At 65.5% G+C, this 21,261-nt stretch carries 22 protein-coding genes; 10 read left to right on the top strand and 12 right to left on the bottom strand.

Annotated elements, in window-relative coordinates:
• Position 1: 1 nt before the first annotated feature.
• The 7 genes from dnaJ to XH85_RS01690 all read left to right on the top strand — a co-directional run bounded on the left by dnaJ (position 2) and on the right by XH85_RS01690 (position 5,390).
• The gene (gene dnaJ, locus XH85_RS01720; RefSeq protein ID WP_128930476.1) at positions 2-1,138 is read left to right on the top strand and encodes a molecular chaperone DnaJ; all 1,137 of its coding nucleotides are present in this window, start codon (positions 2-4) and stop codon (positions 1,136-1,138) included.
• Between the two features lie 87 nt (positions 1,139-1,225).
• On the top strand, positions 1,226-1,825 hold the full coding sequence (locus XH85_RS01715) for a class I SAM-dependent methyltransferase (RefSeq protein ID WP_091882486.1): 600 nt from the start codon (positions 1,226-1,228) through the stop codon (positions 1,823-1,825).
• 158 nt (positions 1,826-1,983) lie between these two features.
• Entirely contained in the window at positions 1,984-2,562 is a 579-nt protein-coding gene (locus XH85_RS01710; protein ID WP_128930475.1) for an NADPH-dependent FMN reductase, read from the top strand.
• A 6-nt stretch (positions 2,563-2,568) separates the two neighbouring features.
• Entirely contained in the window at positions 2,569-3,279 is a 711-nt protein-coding gene (gene pyrF, locus XH85_RS01705; protein WP_128930474.1) for an orotidine-5'-phosphate decarboxylase, read from the top strand.
• Positions 3,280-3,303: 24 nt separating this feature from the next.
• Complete coding sequence (locus XH85_RS01700) at positions 3,304-3,615, top strand: DUF1330 domain-containing protein (RefSeq protein ID WP_128930473.1); 312 nt, start codon at positions 3,304-3,306, stop codon at positions 3,613-3,615.
• Between the two features lie 253 nt (positions 3,616-3,868).
• Positions 3,869-4,684, top strand: coding sequence for a 4-hydroxy-tetrahydrodipicolinate reductase (gene dapB / locus XH85_RS01695; RefSeq protein WP_128930472.1), 816 nt, complete (start codon positions 3,869-3,871; stop codon positions 4,682-4,684).
• A gap of 82 nt (positions 4,685-4,766) precedes the next feature.
• Complete coding sequence (locus tag XH85_RS01690; protein ID WP_128930471.1) at positions 4,767-5,390, top strand: 2,3-bisphosphoglycerate-dependent phosphoglycerate mutase; 624 nt, start codon at positions 4,767-4,769, stop codon at positions 5,388-5,390.
• A gap of 193 nt (positions 5,391-5,583) precedes the next feature.
• Here the strand turns inward: XH85_RS01690 and XH85_RS01685 are convergent, their stop codons facing one another.
• Positions 5,584-6,480, bottom strand: a complete 897-nt coding sequence (locus tag XH85_RS01685) for a methylated-DNA--[protein]-cysteine S-methyltransferase (RefSeq protein ID WP_128930470.1) — start codon at positions 6,478-6,480, stop codon at positions 5,584-5,586.
• 54 nt (positions 6,481-6,534) lie between these two features.
• Positions 6,535-7,068, bottom strand: coding sequence for a DUF2244 domain-containing protein (locus tag XH85_RS01680; protein ID WP_128930469.1), 534 nt, complete (start codon positions 7,066-7,068; stop codon positions 6,535-6,537).
• 22 nt (positions 7,069-7,090) lie between these two features.
• Between XH85_RS01680 and nth the strand changes: the two genes are divergently transcribed.
• Complete coding sequence (nth, locus tag XH85_RS01675) at positions 7,091-7,843, top strand: endonuclease III (RefSeq protein WP_164934839.1); 753 nt, start codon at positions 7,091-7,093, stop codon at positions 7,841-7,843.
• Positions 7,844-7,864: 21 nt separating this feature from the next.
• On the opposite strand, the gene XH85_RS01670 is transcribed toward nth, so the two are convergent.
• The 3 genes from XH85_RS01670 to XH85_RS01660 form a co-directional block, all read right to left on the bottom strand.
• Positions 7,865-8,605 (bottom strand): sulfate transporter family protein, encoded by a 741-nt coding sequence (locus XH85_RS01670; protein WP_128930467.1) that lies wholly within the window; start codon positions 8,603-8,605, stop codon positions 7,865-7,867.
• Positions 8,606-8,902: 297 nt separating this feature from the next.
• A complete protein-coding gene (gene nikR / locus XH85_RS01665) occupies positions 8,903-9,355 on the bottom strand; it encodes a nickel-responsive transcriptional regulator NikR (protein WP_128930466.1) in 453 nt (150 codons plus the stop codon).
• Positions 9,356-9,536: 181 nt separating this feature from the next.
• Positions 9,537-11,999, bottom strand: coding sequence for a heavy metal translocating P-type ATPase (locus tag XH85_RS01660; protein WP_164940039.1), 2,463 nt, complete (start codon positions 11,997-11,999; stop codon positions 9,537-9,539).
• Between the two features lie 50 nt (positions 12,000-12,049).
• Here XH85_RS01660 and XH85_RS01655 point away from each other — a divergent pair, with 50 nt between their 5' ends.
• A complete protein-coding gene (locus tag XH85_RS01655) occupies positions 12,050-12,325 on the top strand; it encodes a metal-sensitive transcriptional regulator (protein ID WP_128930464.1) in 276 nt (91 codons plus the stop codon).
• A 260-nt stretch (positions 12,326-12,585) separates the two neighbouring features.
• Here XH85_RS01655 and XH85_RS01640 read toward each other — a convergent pair whose 3' ends face one another.
• Positions 12,586-13,551, bottom strand: a complete 966-nt coding sequence (locus tag XH85_RS01640) for a YiiX/YebB-like N1pC/P60 family cysteine hydrolase (RefSeq protein ID WP_128930462.1) — start codon at positions 13,549-13,551, stop codon at positions 12,586-12,588.
• Positions 13,552-13,743: 192 nt separating this feature from the next.
• Between XH85_RS01640 and XH85_RS01635 the strand changes: the two genes are divergently transcribed.
• On the top strand, positions 13,744-15,138 hold the full coding sequence (locus XH85_RS01635; protein ID WP_128930461.1) for a flavin monoamine oxidase family protein: 1,395 nt from the start codon (positions 13,744-13,746) through the stop codon (positions 15,136-15,138).
• A 184-nt stretch (positions 15,139-15,322) separates the two neighbouring features.
• Here the strand turns inward: XH85_RS01635 and XH85_RS01630 are convergent, their stop codons facing one another.
• From XH85_RS01630 to rpmI, 6 genes are all read right to left on the bottom strand, one after another.
• On the bottom strand, positions 15,323-16,093 hold the full coding sequence (locus XH85_RS01630) for a sulfite exporter TauE/SafE family protein (RefSeq protein WP_128930460.1): 771 nt from the start codon (positions 16,091-16,093) through the stop codon (positions 15,323-15,325).
• Positions 16,090-18,498, bottom strand: a complete 2,409-nt coding sequence (gene pheT, locus XH85_RS01625; RefSeq protein WP_128930459.1) for a phenylalanine--tRNA ligase subunit beta — start codon at positions 18,496-18,498, stop codon at positions 16,090-16,092. The genes XH85_RS01630 and pheT overlap by 4 nt, the downstream gene beginning before the upstream one ends.
• A complete protein-coding gene (locus tag XH85_RS01620; protein ID WP_245473351.1) occupies positions 18,495-18,941 on the bottom strand; it encodes an endonuclease domain-containing protein in 447 nt (148 codons plus the stop codon). The genes pheT and XH85_RS01620 overlap by 4 nt, the downstream gene beginning before the upstream one ends.
• Positions 18,942-19,156: 215 nt before the next feature.
• Positions 19,157-20,239 (bottom strand): phenylalanine--tRNA ligase subunit alpha, encoded by a 1,083-nt coding sequence (pheS, locus tag XH85_RS01615; protein WP_128930458.1) that lies wholly within the window; start codon positions 20,237-20,239, stop codon positions 19,157-19,159.
• 201 nt (positions 20,240-20,440) lie between these two features.
• Positions 20,441-20,800, bottom strand: coding sequence for a 50S ribosomal protein L20 (gene rplT, locus XH85_RS01610; RefSeq protein ID WP_027528250.1), 360 nt, complete (start codon positions 20,798-20,800; stop codon positions 20,441-20,443).
• 80 nt (positions 20,801-20,880) lie between these two features.
• The gene (gene rpmI, locus XH85_RS01605; RefSeq protein ID WP_008539890.1) at positions 20,881-21,081 is read right to left on the bottom strand and encodes a 50S ribosomal protein L35; all 201 of its coding nucleotides are present in this window, start codon (positions 21,079-21,081) and stop codon (positions 20,881-20,883) included.
• Positions 21,082-21,261: the final 180 nt, after the last annotated feature.

The following is a 21,261-nucleotide window of genomic DNA, read 5'->3' as shown; positions in this document are numbered from 1 at the left end:
CATGTCCACGTCCACCAAGCGCTGCTACTACGAGACCCTCGAAGTCGACCGCGACGCTGACGAATCCAAGCTGAAATCGTCGTTCCGCAAGCTGGCGATGAAATTCCATCCCGATCGCAATCCCGGGGACCATACCAGCGAAGTCAAGTTCAAGGAGATCAACGAGGCCTATGAGGTCCTGAAGGACAAGGACAAGCGCGCCGCCTATGACCGCTATGGCCACGCCGCGTTCGAGCAGGGCGGCGGCTTTGGCGGCGGCGCCGGTTTCGGCGCCGGCTTCGCCTCCTCTTTCTCCGACATTTTCGAAGACCTGTTCGGCATGGCCGGACAGCGCGGCCGCGGCGGCCGCGAGCGCGGCGCCGATTTGCGCTACAACATGGAGATCACGCTCGAGGAAGCCTTTGGCGGCAAGACCGCGCAGATCGAGATTCCGGTCTCGGTCACCTGCGAGGCCTGCTCGGGTATCGGCGCCAAGGCCGGCACCAAGCCGAAGACCTGCTCGACCTGCGGCGGCGCGGGCCGCATGCGGCAGTCGCAGGGCTTCTTCACGCTCGAGCGCACCTGTCCCGGCTGCCAGGGACGCGGCCAGACGATCGAGGATGCCTGCCCGTCCTGCTCGGGACAGGGCCGGGTCACCCGCGAGCGCACGTTGTCAGTCAATATTCCGCAAGGGGTCGAGGACGGCACGAGGATCAGGCTCGCCGGCGAGGGCGAGGCCGGGGTCCGCGGCGGCCCGCCCGGCGACCTCTACATTTTCCTGTCGCTGGCCCAGCACCAGTTCTTCCAGCGCGACGGCGCCGATCTGCATTGCCGCGTGCCGATCTCGATGGTGACGGCCGCCCTTGGCGGCGAATTCGAGGTGCCGACGATCGAGAAGAGCAAGGCCAAGGTGAAGGTGCCCGCCGGAACCCAGTCGGGCCGCCGTTTCCGCATTGCATCAAAGGGCATGCCGGTGCTGCGCTCGCGTCAGATGGGCGACATGTACGTCCAGGTCGTGGTCGAGACCCCGCAGAACCTCACCAAGAAGCAGCAGGAATTGCTGGCCGAGTTCGAAAAGCTCTCCTCCGGCAACACCCAGCCGGAATCCGAAGGATTCTTCGCCAAGGTCAAGGATTTCTTCGGCAACCGGGCGAGTTGACGTGTCTTGACCGTGCCGTCTTCGGCCTATACGTCTTTATGACCATTTTCTGACACGCCGCGTCCCGCGGTCCCGTCCGGTCCTGACATGCCATTGCCATCGTCCGCGCGTGCGTTGAAGAAGCCTCGTCTTGATGATGAGGTGCGCTTTCTCAGATCTTGGATCGAAAAGCCGCTGCACATGGGCGCGGTGATGCCGTCGGGCAAGCTGCTGGCCCGGACCATGGCCCATTACGTCGATATCGATTCCGACGCGCCAGTGGTCGAGCTCGGGCCCGGCACCGGCGCCATCACCTCGGCGCTGATCGAGCGCGGCATCGACCAGAAGCGCCTCGTCCTTGTCGAATACAATCCCGGCTTCTGCGCCCTGCTGCGCGACCGCTACCCGCAAGCCAAGGTAGTGCAGGGTGATGCCTATCGCCTGCGCGACACGCTCTGGAACGTCTTGAGCGCGCCGGCCTCCGCGGTCGTCTCCGGCCTGCCGCTCGTCACAAAACCGATGCTGACGCGGCTGCGCCTCATCCGCGATGCCTTCACGGCGCTGGCGCCCGGTGCGCCGTTCATCCAGTTCACCTATGCGGTGGTGCCGCCGATCCCGAAATCGCTGCCCGGCGTGTCCACAGAGGCCTCGGAACGGATCTGGATGAACCTTCCTCCGGCCCGCGTCTGGGTGTATCGCAAGGACTAACCTGTCGCCACAAACGCGGTGCGCTCCCTCTCCCGCCTGCGGGGAAGGGCTGGGGGTGTCTCCACGGTGGGATTCCCCCAGTCGAGAAAGCCCCCCGCCGCGCTTCGCGCGTCGACCTCCCCCGCAAGCGGGAGAGGTGAACGGAGTTCGCCGCCCGGATGTCAGCTCCCAAGATCCTGGTCATTCCCGGCTCACTGCGCACCGGCTCGCATAATGCGAAGCTGGCGGCGCTCGCAGCCTATGAATTCGACCAGGCCGGCGTCGACGTCACCCGCATCTCGCTCGCTGACTTTCCGCTGCCGATCTATGACGGCGATCTCCAGGCCAAATCCGGCGTGCCCAAGCACGCCATCAATCTCAAGCGCATGATCGGCGCGCATCACGGCGTGCTGATCGTCACGCCCGAATACAATGCTTCGGTGCCGCCGCTGCTGAAGAACGCGATCGACTGGGTCAGCCGCGTGCACGATCTGCACGAGGCGCGCGGCGACGTGTTCCGCAACCGCGTCTTCGCGCTCGCCGGCGCGTCGCAGAGCCGGCTGGGCGCGGCCCGTGCGCTGCAGGCGTTGCGGCTGATCCTGACCTCCTGCCACGCCCATGTGATTGCCAGCCAGCTCACGCTTGCCTTTGCCGATCAGGCCTATGACGATATGGACAGGCTGAAGAACGAGGGCGATATCGCCGCGTTGAAGGCGCTGGTGCGGCAGTTGATCGACATTTCCCAACGCATGATGTGAGGTGACATGACGCCAGCCGAGATCGCCCCCAAGGACCGCCTGATCGTTCCGCTCGACCTGTCGAGCCCGGAGGCTGCCGAGGCGATGGTCGCAAAGCTTGGCGACAGCGTCACCTTCTACAAGATCGGCTACCAACTCGCCTATGCCGGTGGCCTGCCGCTGATCGGCAAGCTTGCCGACACGGGCAAGAAGGTGTTTGCCGATCTCAAGATGCACGACATCGGCAACACCGTGATGCGCGGTGTCGAGAGTGTCGCCAAGCTGGGGGCGACTTTCCTCACCGTCCACGCTTATCCGCAGACCATGAAGGCGGCCGTCGAGGGACGTGGCGGCTCGGGCTTGAAGATTCTCGCGGTCACCGTGCTGACCTCCTACGACGACGACGATCTGCACGCGGCCGGATATCGGCTCGGCGTCTCAGAGCTGGTCGAGGCCCGCGCCCAACAGGCACAGGTGCTCGGTGTCGATGGCCTCGTGTCCTCGCCCGAGGAAGTGGGCGCCCTGCGAAAGATCGTCGGTCACCAGATGAGCCTCGTCACGCCAGGCATCCGCCCCGCGGGCGCGCCGAGTGGCGACCAGAAGCGGATCATGACGCCGGGTCGTGCGATCGCCGCAGGTGCCGATTATCTCGTCGTCGGACGTCCGATCCTCGAAGCCGCCGACCCCAGGGCGGCGGCCGACGCCATCCAAGCGGAGATCGCGCAAGCGCTCGGCTGAGCAACAACCAGGGAGAGAAGAACAATGGCAAAAGGCTACTGGATCGGGCGCGTCGATGTGAGCAATGACGAGGGCTACAAGCCCTATGCACTCGCCAACGGTCCGATCTTCAAGAAATGGGGTGGTCGCTTCGTCGTTCGCGCCGGCAAGTTCACCACCGTCGAAGGCGCCAGCCGCAACCGCAACGTCGTGATCGAATTCCCGGACTACGAGACCGCGCTCGCCTGCTACAACTCGCCGGAATACCAAGCCAATATCAAGGTGCGCCAGCCGCACTCCATCGCCGAGCTCATCATCATCGAGGGCTATGACGGCCCGCAGCCGTCGGACGGCTGAGGCACGATCTTTCTTACCCTCCCCTGGAGGGGGAGGGTCGATCGCGCGCCGCGCGAGCGGGGTGGGGTGATCTCTCCGCTCGGGCACGGCTGGTTGCGGAGAGACCGTCACCCCACCCCGTCACGCAATCTCGCTTTGCTCGATCGCGCGCCCGACCCTGCCCCTCCAGGGGAGGGTGGAAGCACGCCTCTGATCCCCCTCGGTTGCCGGAACTGCCTCCCCCCGCTACAACGGCCCTAGAGAGGATCACACCATGTCCGACATGCGCTTGATTGTTGCTGGGGCCGGTGGCCGGATGGGCCGCGCGCTGACGCGGGCGATTGCCGAGAGCAAAGGTGCGGTGCTGGCCGGCGCGCTGGAGGCGCCGGGCTCGGACTTGCTCGGCAAGGATGCCGGCGTGCTCGCAGGCCTGCCGGCCAACGGCATCATGCTCTCCGCCGATCTCTGGGCGATGTCCAAGGATGCCGATGGCATCCTCGATTTCACCGTGCCGGCGGCGACCATCGCCAATGTCGCGATCGCCGCCCAGCGCGGCCTTGTCCATGTCATCGGCACCACCGGGCTGTCGGCCTCCGATAACGCCGTGATCAAGAGCGTGACCAACCGCGCCGTCGTGGTGCAATCCGGCAATATGAGTCTGGGCGTCAACCTGCTTGCCGCCGTGGTCAAGCGCGTCGCCAAGGCGCTGGACCAGAGTTTTGATATCGAGATCGTCGAGACCCATCATCGCATGAAGGTCGACGCGCCCTCGGGCACCGCGCTGATGCTGGGCCAGGCGGCAGCTAGCGGGCGCGGCATCCCGCTCGACGAACACTCCGCGCGCGGCCGCGACGGCATCACCGGCGCACGCCGGCCCGGCGACATCGGCTTTGCCTCCTTGCGCGGCGGCACCGTGGCCGGCGATCACAGTGTCAGCTTCCTCGGCCAGTTCGAACGCCTGACCCTGTCGCATCACGCCGAGGACCGCATGCTGTTCGCCCATGGCGCGCTCAAGGCGGCGCTGTGGGCGCACGGCAAAGCGCCGGGGCATTACTCCATGGCCGACGTGCTCGGCCTGTCCGACATCTGAACCAGAGCATGATCCGGAAAAGTGCGAAGCGGTTTTCCGACAAGGTCATGCTCAGAACAATAAACTAGATGGAAAGCAGTTGATGAGCGAACGTCTTCTCGTGCTCGTGCGGCATGGCCAGAGCGAATGGAATCTGAAGAACCTGTTCACGGGGTGGAAGGATCCTGACCTCACCGAGCTCGGCGTGAGCGAAGCCAAGGAAGCCGGCCGCAAGCTGAAGGCACAGGGTCTCGTGTTCGACGTCGCCTACACCTCGGTCTTGACGCGCGCGCAGCACACACTGGACCTCATCCTCGGCGAGCTCGGGCAAGAAGGCCTGCCGACCGCGAAGAACCTCGCGCTGAACGAGCGCGACTATGGCGATCTCTCCGGCCTCAACAAGGACGACGCCCGCAAGAAGTGGGGCGAGGACCAGGTGCTGATCTGGCGCCGCTCCTACGACGTGCCACCGCCCGGCGGCGAGAGCCTGAAGGACACGCTGGCGCGGGCGCTGCCCTACTACGTGCAGGAGATCCTGCCCGCCGTCCTCAACGGCAAGCGCACGCTGGTCGCCGCCCACGGCAACTCCTTGCGCGCCTTGATCATGGTGCTGGAGAAGCTCTCGCCGGAGGGCATCTTGAAGCGCGAGCTGGCGACGGGTGTGCCGATCATCTATCGCCTCAATGCGGATTCGACGGTGGCGTCGAAGCTGGATCTGGCGGGTTGAGCCAGATTTTGCGTGAGGTGCGGTGAGGCCGCGCCTCATACTCGGTGTCGTCCTGGCGAAAGCCAGGACCCATAACCACCGGCCGTCGTTGTTGCAAAGATTGGTGGTGAGCACTTCACGCCACCACGCCTTCCTGGGGTAATGGGTCCTGGCTTTCGCCAGGACGACCATGTGAAGGCAGTTCGCGTATTGCCTACTGCATCCCCACCCGCCCGGCCTCCCAGCCCAGCATCGCCTGCTTGCGGGTGATGCCCCAGTGATAGCCGGTGAGCGTGCCGCTCTTGCCGAGGGCGCGATGGCAGGGGACGACGAACGAGACCGGATTCTTGCCGACCGCAGCGCCGACGGCGCGTGAGGCCTTCGGGCTGTTGATGTTGCAGGCGATGTCGGAGTAGGACACCGCGCGGCCCATCGGGATCTTCAGCAGCGTCTCCCACACCCGCACCTCGAAATCGGTGCCGATCAGGACCACGCGCAGCGGCTGATCCGGCCGCCACAGCTTGGGGTCGAAGATGCGCGCTGCGAGCGGCGCGGTGCCGTCGTGATCTTCCACATAAGTGGCGTTCGGCCAGCGCCGCGTCATGTCGGCGAGCGCGATCTTCTCCTCACCGTGATCGGCGAAGGCGAGGCCCGACAGGCCGCGGTCGGTCGCGATCACGATCGCGGTGCCGAACGGCGAGGGATGGAAGCCGTAGCGCAGCGTCAATCCGGCGCCGCCGTTCTTCCATTCGCCCGGCGACATCGCTTCGTGGGTGACGAAGAGATCGTGCAAGCGGCCCGGGCCCGACAGGCCGGAGTCGAGTGCCGCATCGAGGATGCTTGCGGAATCCCTGAGCAGCCCCTTGGCGTGGTCGAGGGTGAGCGCCTGCATGAAAGCCTTCGGCGTGATCGAGGCCCAGCGGCGGAACAGATGGTGCAGCTCATCGGGCGTGACGCCGGCCGCATCGGCCATCGCCTCGATGGTCGGCTGCGCGCGCCAGTTTTCCGAGATGAACGCGATCGCCCGGCGCACGGAATCATAGTCGCGCAGCGCGGCGTTCTGGGGGCCCGGCTTGGCCAGGCGCTGATCATGTATGGCGAGTGTCATCATGACCGGAATGTAGGAGCGGGAAGGGTATGAAACCACCCGATTTCTGATCTGGAATCAGGTGATCGGATTGTAGGTCGGGCCGCGCTTGGCGGCGTTCAGCGCCTCAACCAAGCCTTTGTAAAAGCTCGCCTTTTCGTCAGGACCCAGGAAGCGGGCGATCTGGATCTGGTGGCCGCGCGAAATCAGATAGAGATGCTCGATGCCAAACTCCTCGTCGATCTCCATGTCGAGCCGGACCCAGAGCGGATTGAACGTCCAGTCGACGACCTGGCCGCGATCACTGATGCGGCGCACCCGCAATTCGGAAGGGGTGACCACGATCTCCTCGCTGGCCCGTGCGGCGCGGAAATTGGCTTTGAAGGCCCACCAGATCACGAGAACGTCGAGCCCGAAGAAGCCCAATACCGGCCAGGCCCCCATCATCAGGAAGGCAAGGCCCGTGACGAAGCTGACAACGCTCAGGAACAGCATCACGGCGAGGAAGCCGGTGCGGTTCAGCGAGCGGTGTGGCGTCAGCAGCGCGGAGAAGATCTGCACTTCGCGCTGATCTTCGGAGCCCTTGCGCTCAATTTCGTTGCCTGTGCTCATCGTCCCTCAGTATATCCCGATCATGGCGAAAATCACCCGCAAGCCGGCTCCGCGCAAAGCGGCCGTGCCGAAGAAGAAGGCAAAACCGGCCGCGGCAAAGCCGAAACCGCCCGCGAAAAAGTCGCGCAAAGCCGCAAAACCCTGGACGCCCGCCGAAATTCACGAGGCCTTCAGCCGTTTCCGCAAGGCCAATCCGGAGCCGAAGGGCGAGCTTGAGCACATCAATCCGTTCACGCTGCTGGTCGCCGTGGTGCTGTCGGCGCAGGCGACCGACGCCGGCGTCAACAAGGCGACGCGCGCGTTGTTCGAAGTGGCCGACACCCCGCAGAAGATGCTCGATCTCGGCGAGGAGCGCCTGCGCGAGTACATCAAGAGCATCGGCCTCTATCGCACCAAGGCGAAGAACGTCATTGCGCTATCGGCAAAAGTGCTCAGCGAGTTCGGCGGCGAGGTGCCGCGCACGCGCGCCGGGATCGAGTCGCTGCCCGGCGCCGGACGCAAGACTGCGAACGTCGTGCTCAACATGGCCTTTGGCGAGCACACGATGGCGGTCGACACGCATGTCTTCCGCGTCGGCAACCGCACCGGGCTTGCGCCGGGCAAGACACCGCTCGAGGTCGAGCTCGGTCTCGAAAAGGTGATCCCGGCCGAGTTCATGCGGCACGCCCATCACTGGCTGATCCTGCACGGCCGCTACACCTGCCTCGCGCGCAAGCCGCGCTGCGAGGTCTGCCTGATCAACGATCTCTGCCGGTGGCCGGAGAAGACGGTGTGAGATAGTGCCGCGTCGGGCGCGTCACCGCATCTGTCGCGCTGGCTCGATCAGCTCGGGTCGCGAGCCGGACAGGCGCTTGTGCATATGGACCATGAAGGCCATGCCGAAGATCGGCGTCGCCAGATTCACGATCGGAATCGAGACGAAGGCGGCGATGAACAGGCCGGCGGTGAAGATGGTCGCGGCATTGTCGCGCCGCATCGCCTTGGCTTCCGCAGGCGGGCGGAAGCGCATGGCCGCGAGCTCGAAATATTCCCGGCCGAGCAGCCAGGCGGCGGCGATGAAGAAGATCAGGAAGCCGGCGCCAGCGAATAGCACCAGCGGCAGCGCGGCGAGATAGACCAGGATCGTCAGCAATGCGGTCTTGACGCCCTCGAGGATTGCCTGGCTGAACGGCAGCGCGACACCGGGCCGCTCGGCGGGATAATGCTCACGCTCGACGATGTCGGCGACGTCGTCGACGAACAGGCTCGCCACCAGCGAGGTGATGGCGGGCATCAGGAAGATGCCTCCGAACACGACGCCGAGGCCGGCGGCAATCGAGACGATCCACGAGAGGACCTCGAGCGACGAGTGCCAGCCCGGCCCGAGCAGGCCCTCCAGCCAGACCTCGCCAGAGGTCGCAAACCAGCTGAGGAGCCGTTGCAGGCCGATCGCGAGCACGGTGATCAGCACCAGCGCCAGCCCGATCGATCGCCACAAGATCGAGCGCATCGGCGGCGAGATCATTTGCGACAACGCCTTCACGGCGGCATCCAGCATGGGGCACCCTCTCCCGAAACCACCCGCGAGAGGTAGACATGCAAGGCAGCTTCGGCAAGGGCGGGCGGCTCCGCCGCCGTCGGCTGCGACGCGGCGCGAATTCTTGCTTACCCTCCCCTGGAGGGGGAGGGTCGGCACGTGATCGAGCGAAGCGAGATTGCGTGACGGGGTGGGGTGATCTCTCCACTCGGGCATTGTTCGTGCGGAGAGACTGTCACCCCACCCCGCTCGCGCTGCGCGCGATCGACCCTCCCCCTCCAGGGGAGGGTAAGAGCCGCTACGCTCTCCTAGAGTAGCCTACTCATGCCGATGACCGTGACCGTGCTTCCGCGCCTTCACGTGCTTGCCCTCGCCGGTCGGAATCATCACCACGCGGCCGTAGCGCACACCGCGTTCGGCGATGATGTGGTCGGCGAAATGCTTGACCTCGGAGGCCGCGCCGCGCAGCGCCGTCATCTCCATGCAATTGTTGTCGTCGAGATGGACGTGCAGGGTCGCCAGCGCGAGGTCGTGATGGCCGTGGAATTCCTGCACCAGGCGTTTTGAGAGATCGCGGGCGCTATGGTCGTAGACATAGACGAGGCCGGCGACGCAGGGGCCGGTCTGCGCGGTGTCCTCGGTGCTCTGTTGCAGGCCGGCGCGCGCGAGATCGCGGATGATCTCGCTGCGGTTCTGGTAGCCGCGTGCTTCCGCCGCCGCGTCGATCTCCGCCAGCAGATCATCCTCGATCGTGATCGTAATTCGCTGCATCAGATGCTCCCTCGCGCGGCCCCTTCTTACCTCGCCCCGCCTGCGGGGAGAGGTCGTAATTCAAGCGTAGCTTGAATTACGGGTGAGGGGGAGCTTCCGCGAATGCGGCTGTTACCGCCTGTGTGGAGATGCCCCTCACCCCAACCCTCTCCCGGTAAGAACGGGGAGAGGGAGTACACCATCACAGTCGCGTCGCACGCAGCCGCAGGGCGTTGCCGACCACGCTCACCGAGGACAGCGCCATCGCCGCCGCGGCGATGATCGGCGACAGCAGCACGCCGAAGGCCGGATAGAGGATACCGGCCGCGATCGGGATGCCGGCGGCGTTGTAGATGAAGGCGAAGAACAGGTTTTGGCGGATGTTGCTCATCGTCGCCTGCGAGAGCTTTCGCGCCCGCACGATGCCGACGAGATCGCCCTTGAGCAGGGTCACGCCGGCGCTCTCCATCGCCACATCGGTGCCAGTGCCCATGGCGATGCCGACTTCGGCCGCCGCCAGCGCCGGCGCGTCGTTGACGCCGTCGCCGGCCATTGCGACGCTGCGGCCGGCCTTTTGCAGCTTGGTCACCACCGCGCTCTTCTGGTCCGGCAACACCTCGGCTTCGACATCGGCGATGCCGAGTCGGCGCGCCACCGCTTGCGCCGTCGTGCGGTTGTCGCCGGTCAGCATGATGACCTTGATGCCTTCGGCGGCGAGGGCCTTCAGCGCCTCCGGGGTCGAGGCCTTGACCGGATCGGCGATCGCGAACAGGCCGGCAAGCCGGCCGTCGACGGCCATGTTGATCACGGTCGCGCCGTCGCCGCGCAGCCGCTCGGCTTCGGCATCGAGCGCCTTGGTGTCGATGCCGATCGACGTCAGATATCTGGCATTGCCGAGCGCGATGGTCTTGCCGTCGACCTTGCCGGTCGAGCCCTTGCCGGTCGGCGAGTCAAAATGCTCGACTTGGCTAAGCGTGAGCTGCTTCTCCTTTGCCGCGCGCACGATCGCGTCGGCCAGGGGGTGCTCGCTGGCACGCTCGACGCTGGCGGCGAGGCGAAGGACGTCATCCTCGGCAAAGCCGGCAGCCGGCACGATCGCCACCACCTTGGGCTTGCCCTCGGTCAGCGTGCCGGTCTTGTCGACCACCAGCGTGTTGATCTTCTCCATCCGCTCCAGCGCCTCGGCGTTCTTGATCAGCACGCCCGCTTGCGCGCCGCGACCGACGCCGACCATGATCGACATCGGGGTCGCAAGTCCGAGCGCACAGGGGCAGGCGATGATCAGCACGCTGACCGCAGCGACGAGGCCGAAAGCGAGCCGCGGCTCCGGTCCAAACCACGACCAGGCCGCAAAGGCGGCGATGGCGACGACAATCACCATCGGCACGAACCAGCCGGCGACCTGATCGGCCAGCCGCTGGATCGGCGCGCGCGAGCGCTGCGCGTCGGCGACCATCTGCACGATCTGCGACAGCAGCGTCTCGCGTCCGACCTTGTCGGCGCGCATGATGAAGCTGCCGGACTGGTTGAGCGTGCCGGCGATCACCTTGGCTCCGCTCTCCTTGGTGACCGGCATCGATTCGCCCGTGACCAGCGATTCATCGAGCGAGGAGCGGCCCTCGAGGATCGCGCCGTCGACCGGCACCTTCTCGCCGGGACGAACGCGCAGGCGGTCGCCGGCATGCAGCGTATCGATCTCGACTTCATGCTCGCTGCCATCGGCATCGACGCGGCGCGCGGTCTTCGGCGCGAGTTGGAGCAGCGCCTTGATCGCGCCCGAGGTCGCATCGCGGGCGCGCAGCTCCAGCACCTGACCGAGCAGAACCAGCACGGTGATCACGGCAGCCGCCTCGAAATAGACGGCGACCGCCCCCTCATGGCCACGGAAGGTGTCAGGGAATATCTGCGGCGCGACGGTGCCGATGATGCTGTAGACATAGGCGACGCCGGTGCCCATCGCGATCAGCGTGAACATGTTGAGGTTGCGCGTCAGCAGCGACTGCCAACCGCGGACGAAGAACGGCCAGCCGGCCCACAGCACCACGGGCGTGGCGATGACGAGCTGGATCCAGTTCGACAATGTCTGGTCGATCCAGTTGTGCGGGCCCGCGAGGTGGCCGCCCATCTCCAGCACCACGGCCGGCAGCGCCAGCGCGCCGCCGATCCAGAACCGCCGCGTCATGTCGGCAAGCTCCGGATTGGGCCCGGTCTCGAGGCTCGCGACTTCCGGCTCCAGCGCCATGCCGCAGATCGGGCAGGTGCCGGGGCCGACCTGGCGGATCTCGGGGTGCATTGGGCAGGTGTAGATCGTGCCCGCGGGCATCTCGGGCTCGGGCGCCCCGTCCTTCGCGAGGTACTTGGCGGGGTCGGCGGCGAATTTGGTGCGGCAGCCGGCCGAGCAGAAATGGAAGGTCTCGCCGTGATGTGTGAGGTGGTGCTTCGACGTCGCGGGATCGACCGTCATGCCGCAGACGGGATCGAGAACCTTGGTCGCGGCATCGCCATGGTCATGGGCGTGATGATGGACGTGGCCAGCGTGATCGCCGTGTCCGCCGCAGCAGGAGGACGCCGGCTCGGGCGCTGCGGGCTCGGCCTTGGCGGAACAACCGCACCCCGAATGTCCATCTGCGGCGTCGTGATGAGGCTTGTGTTCGCTGCTGTTCATTTCCATGCTCCGGCCTTGCAACCTATACCCGGTAGGGGTATATAGGCCGCATGCGCAAGGACATCAAGGCATCTGTCGGAAAACGTCTCGGCCGGATCGAGGGCCAGGTTCGTGGCCTCTCGAAAATGGTGGAGGAAGACCGCTACTGCATCGACGTCGTCACGCAGATCTCGGCGGTGCGCGCCGCGCTGCGCCGGGTCGAGGAGGAGATCCTGAAGGATCACGTCGCCCATTGCGTCGAGCACGCCATCGCCAGCGGCGACAAGGCCGATCAGCGCGAGAAGATCGCGGAGCTGATGGCAGTGATCGGACGGGCGGAGCGGTAGGCTCTCACCGTCATTGCGAGGAGCCCTTGCGACGAAGCAATCCAGACTGTCTCTGCTTAGGGATCCTGGATTGCTTCGCTGCGCTCGCAATGACTGTGGAGAGGGACGCGAGATAACTCCTCTTGCGTCGTCCTGGCGAAAGCCAGGACCCATACCGCGGAATCTATCGATTGCGTTCGGTAGGCGTACCGAACGAGGAGTCTTCGCCAAACTGCTCCCTGGGGTAATGGGTCCCGGCCTTCGCCGGGACGACAGTGGAGCTACGCCGCCCTCTCTCTTGCCCGGCCTCGCCGCCTTGGGCGATACATCGCCAGCCTCTTCAGCAGCGGGACATGGCCGGCCATCTCGGCAGGTTGCTTGCTCACTTCCTCAGCCGAAATCTCAGCCGGCGTCTCTTCGTCAATCGCTTCAGGAACGAGCGGCGGCGCACGGAGCGTTTCTGGAAACACACTGAATGTGCCCGCCACCTCCTCGAGCGGCTTCTGCTTGTCGGCCCAGTGCAAGGCCGTGTAGTCGAAGCCGTGCACGATGGTGGGTTTGACGACTTCGAAATAGGGCGAGATGTCGAAGTCGCGGGGCATGTAGAGCGAGGAATCGCGGATGTGCAGGATCTCGCGGCGAGCGGCGCGGCTGCCGGCCTTGGTGATCTTCGGCAGGATCGGGTAGCGCACCGCGTCGAACGCTTGCGCGATCAGCGCCGAGCAGATGATCTTGGTCGGATCGCCCGATCCCAGCGCGATCATGCGCCGCCGCCAGCGCTGTGGCACCGGCAGCGGGAATAGGAAGCGCATGAGGTCGACGATGTTCTTGGTGTCGTAGCCGAATCCGATGCGGTTGATCGCATAGCGGCAGACGGTGGTGCGGTCCTCATAGGACAGCCCGACCGGGCGGCAGACGCGGGTGTGATAGGGGAAATATTTCGACAAAGGCGCCGAGGTGACGCCCTCGCCGATATTGGCCTCGATCAGCACATGCGGCTCGCCGTCCGCCTCTTCCGCGCCCTCGATCGGACCGACATAGAGCGCAGCATGCGACCAGGTCGACTGCGTCAGATATTTGATGATGCCGGAGATGCGGTTGTTGCCCTCGACCAGCAGCACGTCGCCGGGCTCGATGACGCCGCGCAGGTGCTCCGGGTCGCTCGGCGTGAACGGCTCGTAGCCCGGCACCTCCTTCGAGAGGTACGCGGCAATCAGCTTGCCGACTGAGTCCAGGACCGTCCCCATTTCGAACTCCCCCCACGGCCTTTTCCGGCCGTCTTTTTCCCTTCTCTATCATGGTCGAAACGTGTTGCAATTCGGTTCATCACTCTGTGAGATCAAGCACGGTTGATTCACCATGATGGTTGCTGCGCAACATCAGATGCGGCAAGGTTCGCGGGCTGTTCCCGTTCGCCGCAAGTCCCCGGAAACCATGACATGACAATCACGCGCCGCAGTTTCCTTTCGGCGTCCGCGGCTCTTGCTGCGGTGCCGGTGCTGCGCGCAACCGCCGCGATCCCGCCGCGGGAGGCTGACATCGTCGTGATCGGCGCGGGGACTGCGGGAATTGCCGCAGCGCGGCGCATCATGGCTGCCAACCGCAAGGTTGTGGTGGTGGAAGCGGCGGCCCAGATCGGCGGCCGTTGCATCACGGACAGCACGACTTTCGGCACGCCATTCGACCGCGGCGCGCGCTGGATGCACAATCCCGAGACCAATCCGATGATCCGGCTGGCGCGCAGCGCCGGGCTCGACGTGCTGCCGGCGCCATCAGGTCAGAAGATGCGCATTGGCCGCCGCAATGCGCGCGCCGGCGAGACCGAGGAGTTCCTGGCCGCGCTGGTGCGCGCCAACCGCGCCATCGACGACGCCGCGCGCGGCAAGCTGGATACTTCCTGCGCCTCCGTGCTGCCGAAGGATCTCGGCGACTGGGCCGGCGCGGCCGAATTCATGCTGGGCGCGGGCTTTGCGGGCAAGGATCTGAAGGAGCTTTCGGCGATCGACAAGACCCGCGCGCAGGACCGCAATGGCGCGATCGCCTGCCGCCAGGGTCTGGGGACGCTGATCGCGAAACTCGGCGAGCAGGCGCCGGTGGCGCTGTCGACGCCGGCGAGCCGGATCGTCTGGAGCAATCGCGATGTCGGCGTGGAGACCCCGAGCGGCAAGATCGCCGCCCGCGCCGCCATCATCACGGTCTCGACCAACGTGCTGACCTCAGGCGCGATCAAGTTCGCGCCCGACATTCCGAAACGCACGTTAGACGCGGCATCGAAGCTCACCCTCGGCAGCTATGATCACATCGTGCTGCAACTGCCGGGCAATCCGCTCGGCCTGTCGCGCGACGACATCCTCATCGAGCAGAGCAACTCGACGCGCACGGCCCGCATGTTCGCCAATATCGGCGGCTCCTCGCTGTGCTCGGTCGACGTCGGCGGCTCGTTCGGCCGTGATCTCGCCGAGCAGGGCGAGAAGGCGATGACGGCTTTCGCGAAGGAGTGGATCACCAAGCTGTTCGGCAGTGAGGCTGCGGCCGCCGTGCAGAAGACCAGCGCGACGCGCTGGAATGCCTCGCCCTATGTCATGGGCGCGATGTCGGCGGCCTCGCCCGGCGGCCAGCTCTCGCGAAAGGTTTTGGCGGAGCCGATCGGCAACATGTTCCTCGCCGGCGAAGCCACGCATGAGACGCTGTGGGGCACGGTCGACGGCGCCTGGGAAAGCGGCGAACGCGCCGCGGAGGCCGCCTTGCGCAAGATCGGCGCGCTCAAGGACGAGCCGGCGGACGTGCCGACGCAGTCGACGAAGAAGCGTAGGGCCAAGCCGCCGCGGAATTGATTCAGTCGTCGTCCTGGACAAGCGCAGCTCTTGGCAACGCGTAGCGTTGTCCAGGGCGGAGCGCAGATCCAGGACCCATTACCCCAGGGAGGGATTTGGCGACGGCCAGTGGTCACCAACCCGGGCTAAAAATGCTGACCGGGGTAATGGGTCCTGGCTTTCGCCAGGACGACGCGAGGATGGTTCAACGCAACACCCCATCCAGCACCGGCAATCCCGCAATCACCGCCATCGCGATCAGCGCGTAGCAGATGCCGCGAAACACTTTTTCGCTGGCGCGGCCGAACAGCGAGGCGCCGAACGCGACGCCGAGCGCGTAGACCGGGCCGACGATCAGCGAAAGCACGAGCGACTCGCGCGAGATCAGACCCGTGGTCGCGTAACTGACCATCGAGAAGAAATCCGACGCGCCGAAGAACAGCACGATGTTGGCGCGCGCGACGAGCGGCGCGATCGGGCGCCCGAGCCAGTAGCCGACGATCGGAGGGCCGCCGGTCTGAGCCAGCCCGCTACAGAATCCCGAGAGGCTGCCGATGCCGACCGAGAGCCAGGCGTGGTCCTTGCCGCGATAGCGCCAGCCCGACAGCAGCAGGAGCAGCAGTGCAGCGACGAAGCAGGAGATGATCCAGCGTGTGGTGACGGGCTCGAGCACGCTGAGGAAATAGGTGCCAAGGGGCACGCCGGTCAGCGCGCCCAGCACGATCACGGCAGTGGCCTTGCGGTCCGCCTTGCGCCAGGCGTCGGGCAGGAGCGGCGCGGCCGCGACGAAATCGATCACGAGCAGCAGTGCAGCCACGAGCCGCGGCGCCGCGATGCTGCTCGCCAGCGGCATGAAGATCAGCGCCGAGCCGAAGCCGGAGAAGCCGCGGGCGGTGCCCGAAACGAAAGCGACGGCGCAGAGCGCCATCGCAATGGTGAGGCTGACGTCCATGGGAAGAAAGTCGGTGAGACTCATCCCCGCAAGGTGCCACCGGTCTTCTTCGTCACCTCGGCAACGACCTTCGCGGCCACAGCCTCAATCTCCTGGTCGGTCAGCGTCTTCTCGCGCGGCTGGATGGTCACCGCGATCGCGATCGACTTCTTGCCGTCGTCGATGCCCTTGCCCTCGTAGACGTCGAAGACATTGACGCCGGTGATCAGCTTCTTGTCGACGCCTTGCGCGGCGCGCACGATGTCACCGGCCTTGATGGTACGATCGACGATGAAGGCGAAGTCGCGCGAGACCGGCTGGAACGCCGACAGCTCGATCACAGGCTTGGCACGGGTCGGCTTCTTCTTCGCCTCGGGGATGCGGTCGAGAATCACCTCGAACGCCATCAACGGGCCGTCGGCGCCGAGCGACTCGAGCGCGCGCGGGTGCATCTCGCCGAAATAGCCGAGCACGTTCTGCGGACCGATCTGGATCGTGCCCGAGCGTCCCGGATGCAGCCAGCCGGGACCACCGGCGACGATCTGAAGCGCCTGCATCGGCGCGCCCGCAGCGGCGAGCACCGCCAGCGCGTCCGCCTTGGCATCGAAAACGTCAGCCTGCGCCGAACCGGACCAGTGCCGTCCCAGACCTTCCGAAGAAGCAACGCCGCGGCGCACGCCGCTCGCCGCCATGAACTGATCCTGCGGGCGGTCACCCCTGAACAGCTGCCCGACCTCGAACAGTGCGACATCGCCAAAGCCACGATCGGCATTGGCCTGCGCCGCGGCGATCAGGCCCGCCAAAAGGGTCGGGCGCATGTCGGACAGGTCCGACGCGATCGGGTTGGCGACTTCGAGCTCGCGCTGACCGCCGCCGAACAATTTTGCCGCAGGTTTTGCGATGAACGACCAGGTCACCGACTCGACCATGCCGCGGCTTGCCAGCGCGCGCCGCGCGCGGCGGGTGCGGAGCTGAAGCGGAGTCAGTACCGGCTTGCGCCCGTCCTCGCCGCGCTCGAACGGTGTTTCCGGCACCTTGTCGACGCCGAAGATGCGGACGATCTCTTCTACGATGTCGGCCTTCCCGTGCACGTCGGTGCGCCAGGGGGGGACTGCGACCTTCACCACCGGGCCCGGGCCCGCCATCATGAAACCGAGATGGGTCAGGATGCGCTTCATCTCTGCTTGCGGCACTTCGATGCCGGAGAGACGCTTGACCTCGGTGACCGGGAAATCGATCACGCGATCGTCGCCGAAGGCCTTGCCGACCACGGCAGTCTCCGACGGCGTGCCGCCGCACATCTCCATCACCAGCTTGGTCGCGAGCTCGAGCCCCGGCACCATGAAGGCGGGATCGACGCCGCGCTCGAAGCGGTAGCGCGCATCGGAATTGATGCCGAGCTTGCGGCCGGTCTGGGCGATGTTGATCTCGTTCCACAGCGCCGATTCGATCAGCACGTCGGTGGTGTTCTCGTCGCAGCCGGAAGCTTCGCCACCCATGATGCCGGCGAGCGATTCGACGCCGTGCTCATCCGCGATCACGCAGATCGCGGGATCGAGATTGTAGGTGCGGCCGTCGAGCGCGAGCAGCGTCTCGCCCTCGCGGGCGCGGCGCACGACGAGGTTGCCCTTCACCTTCTTGGCGTCGAACACATGCAGTGGCCGCGCGCGATCGAAGGTCATGAAATTGGTGATGTCGACCAGCGCGTTGATCGGGCGCAGCCCAATCGCGGTCAGCCGCTTCTGCAGCCATTCCGGCGACGGCCCGTTCTTGACGCCGCGCACGAGGCGCAGCGCGAAGCCCGGGCACAGCGTGGCGTCTTCGACCGTCACTTTCACGGGGCAGGGGAATTCACCCTTGATCGGCTTGATCGTGGGGTCCTTGAACTTGCCCATGTCGGCGGCGGCAAGATCGCGCGCAATGCCGTGCACGCCGGTGCAGTCCTGCCGGTTCGGCGTCAGATTGATCTCGACCACGGGATCGCCGAGCCCGGCCCATTCGGCGTAAGCAGCGCCAACAGGCGCGTTCGCCGGCAGCTCCATGATGCCGTCATGGTCGTTGGAGATCTGCAGCTCGGCCGCCGAGCACAGCATGCCGCGGCTCTCGACGCCGCGGATGGTGCCGACACCGAGCGTGATGTCCTTGCCGGGAATGTAGGTGCCGGGCGGCGAGAACACGCTGACGAGTCCGGCCCGCGCATTCGGCGCGCCGCACACGACCTGCACCGGCGCACCGCCGTCACCGGTGTCGACCATGCAGACCCGCAGGCGATCCGCATTCGGATGCTGCTCGGCCGAGATCACCTTCGCAATGGTGAAGGGCTTGAGCGCCTTCGCCTTGTCCTCGATGTTCTCGACCTCGAGCCCGATCATGGTGAGCTTGTCGGCGAGCTTGTCGAGTGACTCGTCGGTCTCGAGATGATCCTTCAGCCAGGAGAGAGTGAATTTCATGGCTGTTTTTTCTCCGCAGGGACGGTCTGCTCCCTCTCCCGCTTGCGGGGGAGGGCTGGGGTGGGGGCTCTCTCCGCAACGGTGGTTGCGATTGTTTCGAGAACGCCGGCACGATTGGTCATGACATCGAGATTGCTGAAGCGAAGCACTTTGAAGCCCTTGGCTTCGATCAGAGCTGAGCGACGCGCATCGGCGCGCTCGCCTTCGTCCGAGAAGTGTTGGCCGCCGTCGAGCTCGATGACGAGGTTCGCTGAATGGCAAATGAAATCGGCGATATAGTTCTCGATCGGCACTTGGCGGCGAAAGCTGGCGCCATTCAGCCGGTTGCCGCGCAGCTCCGACCAGAGGATTCGCTCTGCATCGGTCGAGTTGCGCCTGAGCGCGCGCGCATTGGCGCGCAGTCTGGGTGACACTTTCCAGTCCGGATGCTTGGGATCAACCATCGGCAGCCCCATTGCGGAGAAACCCTCACCCCAACCCTCCCCCGCAAGCGGGGGAGGGAGTTCGACCTGTCGAGCAGACACAGAATACGTACCCACGAGACAAAGGCTACGCGCACGCTCCATCCGTTTCCTCCCCCGCTTGCGGGGGAGGGGTAGGGAGAGGGTTCTCTCCACGGAGGGAACGGAGAGAGTCTTCCTGTGTCCGAGCGTCGCCATCACGTGCTCAATCCTCCCGCTAGCGTCGGTACCTCCAGCGGCTTGAAGCCGTAATGGGATAGCCAGCGGATGTCGCTGTCGAACAGCTGGCGCAGATCGGCGATGCCGTATTTCAGCATGGCGATGCGGTCGATGCCCATGCCCCAGGCAAAGCCCTGGTACTCGTCGGGATCGATGCCGCAGGCGCGCAGCACGTTGGGATGCACCATGCCGCAGCCGAGAATCTCGAGCCAGTCCTCGCCCTCGCCGAAGCGGATCTCGCCCTTGTCGCGGCGGCACTGGATGTCGACTTCCAGCGACGGCTCGGTGAACGGGAAGAACGACGGGCGGAAGCGCATGTTGATATGGTCGACCTCGAAGAACGCCTTGCAGAACTCATGCAGGATCCATTTGAGGTGGCCGAGATGCGAGGTCTTGTCGATGACGAGGCCTTCGACCTGGTGGAATTGCGGCGTGTGGGTCGCGTCCGAATCGATGCGGTAGGTGCGGCCCGGGCAGATCACGCGGATCGGCGGCTTCTGGCTCAGCATGGTGCGCACCTGCACCGGCGAGGTGTGGGTCCGCAGCAGCATGCGCGAGCCGTCTTCTTTCGGATGAAAGAAGAAGGTGTCGTGCATCTCGCGCGCGGGATGGCCTTCCGGGAAGTTCAGCTTGGTGAAGTTGTAGTCCTCGGTCTCGATGTCGGGACCTTCGGCGACCGAGAAGCCCATGTCGGCGAAGATCGTGGTCAGCTCGTCCCAGACCTGGCTCAGCGGATGGATGCGGCCGGCTTCAGCCGCCGCATCGCGCAGGGGCAGGGTGACGTCGATGGTCTCGGCGGCAAGCCGCGCATCGAGCGCCGCCGACTTCAAGACGTCGCGCTTTGCTGCGAGCGCTTGGCTAACCTCGTCCTTGGCCTGGTTGATCGCGGCGCCCTGCGTCTTGCGCTCGTCCGGCGACATCTTGCCGAGCGTTGCGAGCAGTGCTGAGATCGAGCCCTTCTTGCCGAGGGCCGCGACGCGCACGGATTCGAGCGCCGCCTCATCGGTGGCGGCGGCGATGTCGGCGGTGATCTGGGCTTGGAGCTGAGCAAGATCGGTCATGGCAATCCCTTTTGGCCAGGATGCTGAGCCGATGATCCTAGCCCGTCACACCCGGCACTCTGCCGGGCATCCACGTCGGAGAAGTGTGTTTGCGCAAGAGATGACGGCTGGGGCAGTCGAAGCGCCAAGACAAACGCCAAGACGCGCCGCTGCCCGGGCCATCACAAGCTAAACGCTGCGCAGAGCACAGTGGAAGACGGCTTACGCCGCCAGCGCGGCTTTGGCCTTCTCGGCGATCGCCTGGAACGCGGCGGGTTCGCGGATCGCGAGATCCGACAGCACCTTGCGGTCCACGGTGATGCCCGACTTGGCAAGGCCGTCGATAAATCGGCTATAGGTCAGGCCGAACGGACGCACCGCGGCGTTGAGACGCTGGATCCAGAGCGCGCGGAAGGTGCGCTTGCGACGCTTGCGGTCGCGGAAGGCGTACTGCGCGGCCTTCTCGACGGCCGGCTTGGCGGCGCGGATGGTGTTCTTGCGGCGGCCGTAGAAACCCTTGGCGGCCTTGTAGACTTTCTTGTGCTTGGCGTGGGCGGTCACACCGCGTTTGACGCGAGACATGACAGAAATCCTTCAGAGGTGACTTGGTTTTCGGATCGCCGCGCGTAAACGGGGCGAGGTGGCAGTGATCGTGGACGCGATCAGGCGTTCGGCAAGAAGTACTTCTTGACGTTGTCGCCGTCGGTCTTGAACAGCACACGGGTGCCGCGGAGCTGACGGATCTGCTTTTTCGTCCGCTTGATCATGCCGTGACGCTTGCCGCGCTGGGCGTGCATCACTTTGCCGGTGGCAGTCACCTTGAAGCGCTTTTTAGCGCCCGATTTGGTCTTCAGCTTGGGCATTTGGCTCTCCTATGGCCGCAACAGAAATCCGCCCGTGAAGGCGGCTGGCCGTCTAAAATGCTCGTTAGAGCGTTGATTGTGCTCAGGTTTTACGAACAAGCGCGAAACCCGCACGGTACATCGCCACGGCAGCCCTTAATCAGCCGGGCGATGAAGGCTGGGCTTATGACAGAGCGGGAG

This window comes from Bradyrhizobium zhanjiangense (assembly GCF_004114935.1).
Classification (GTDB): Bacteria; Pseudomonadota; Alphaproteobacteria; order Rhizobiales; family Xanthobacteraceae; genus Bradyrhizobium; species Bradyrhizobium zhanjiangense.
The sequence above is the reverse complement of the archived record's forward strand: the minus strand, read 5'-3'. Positions and strand labels throughout refer to the sequence as shown.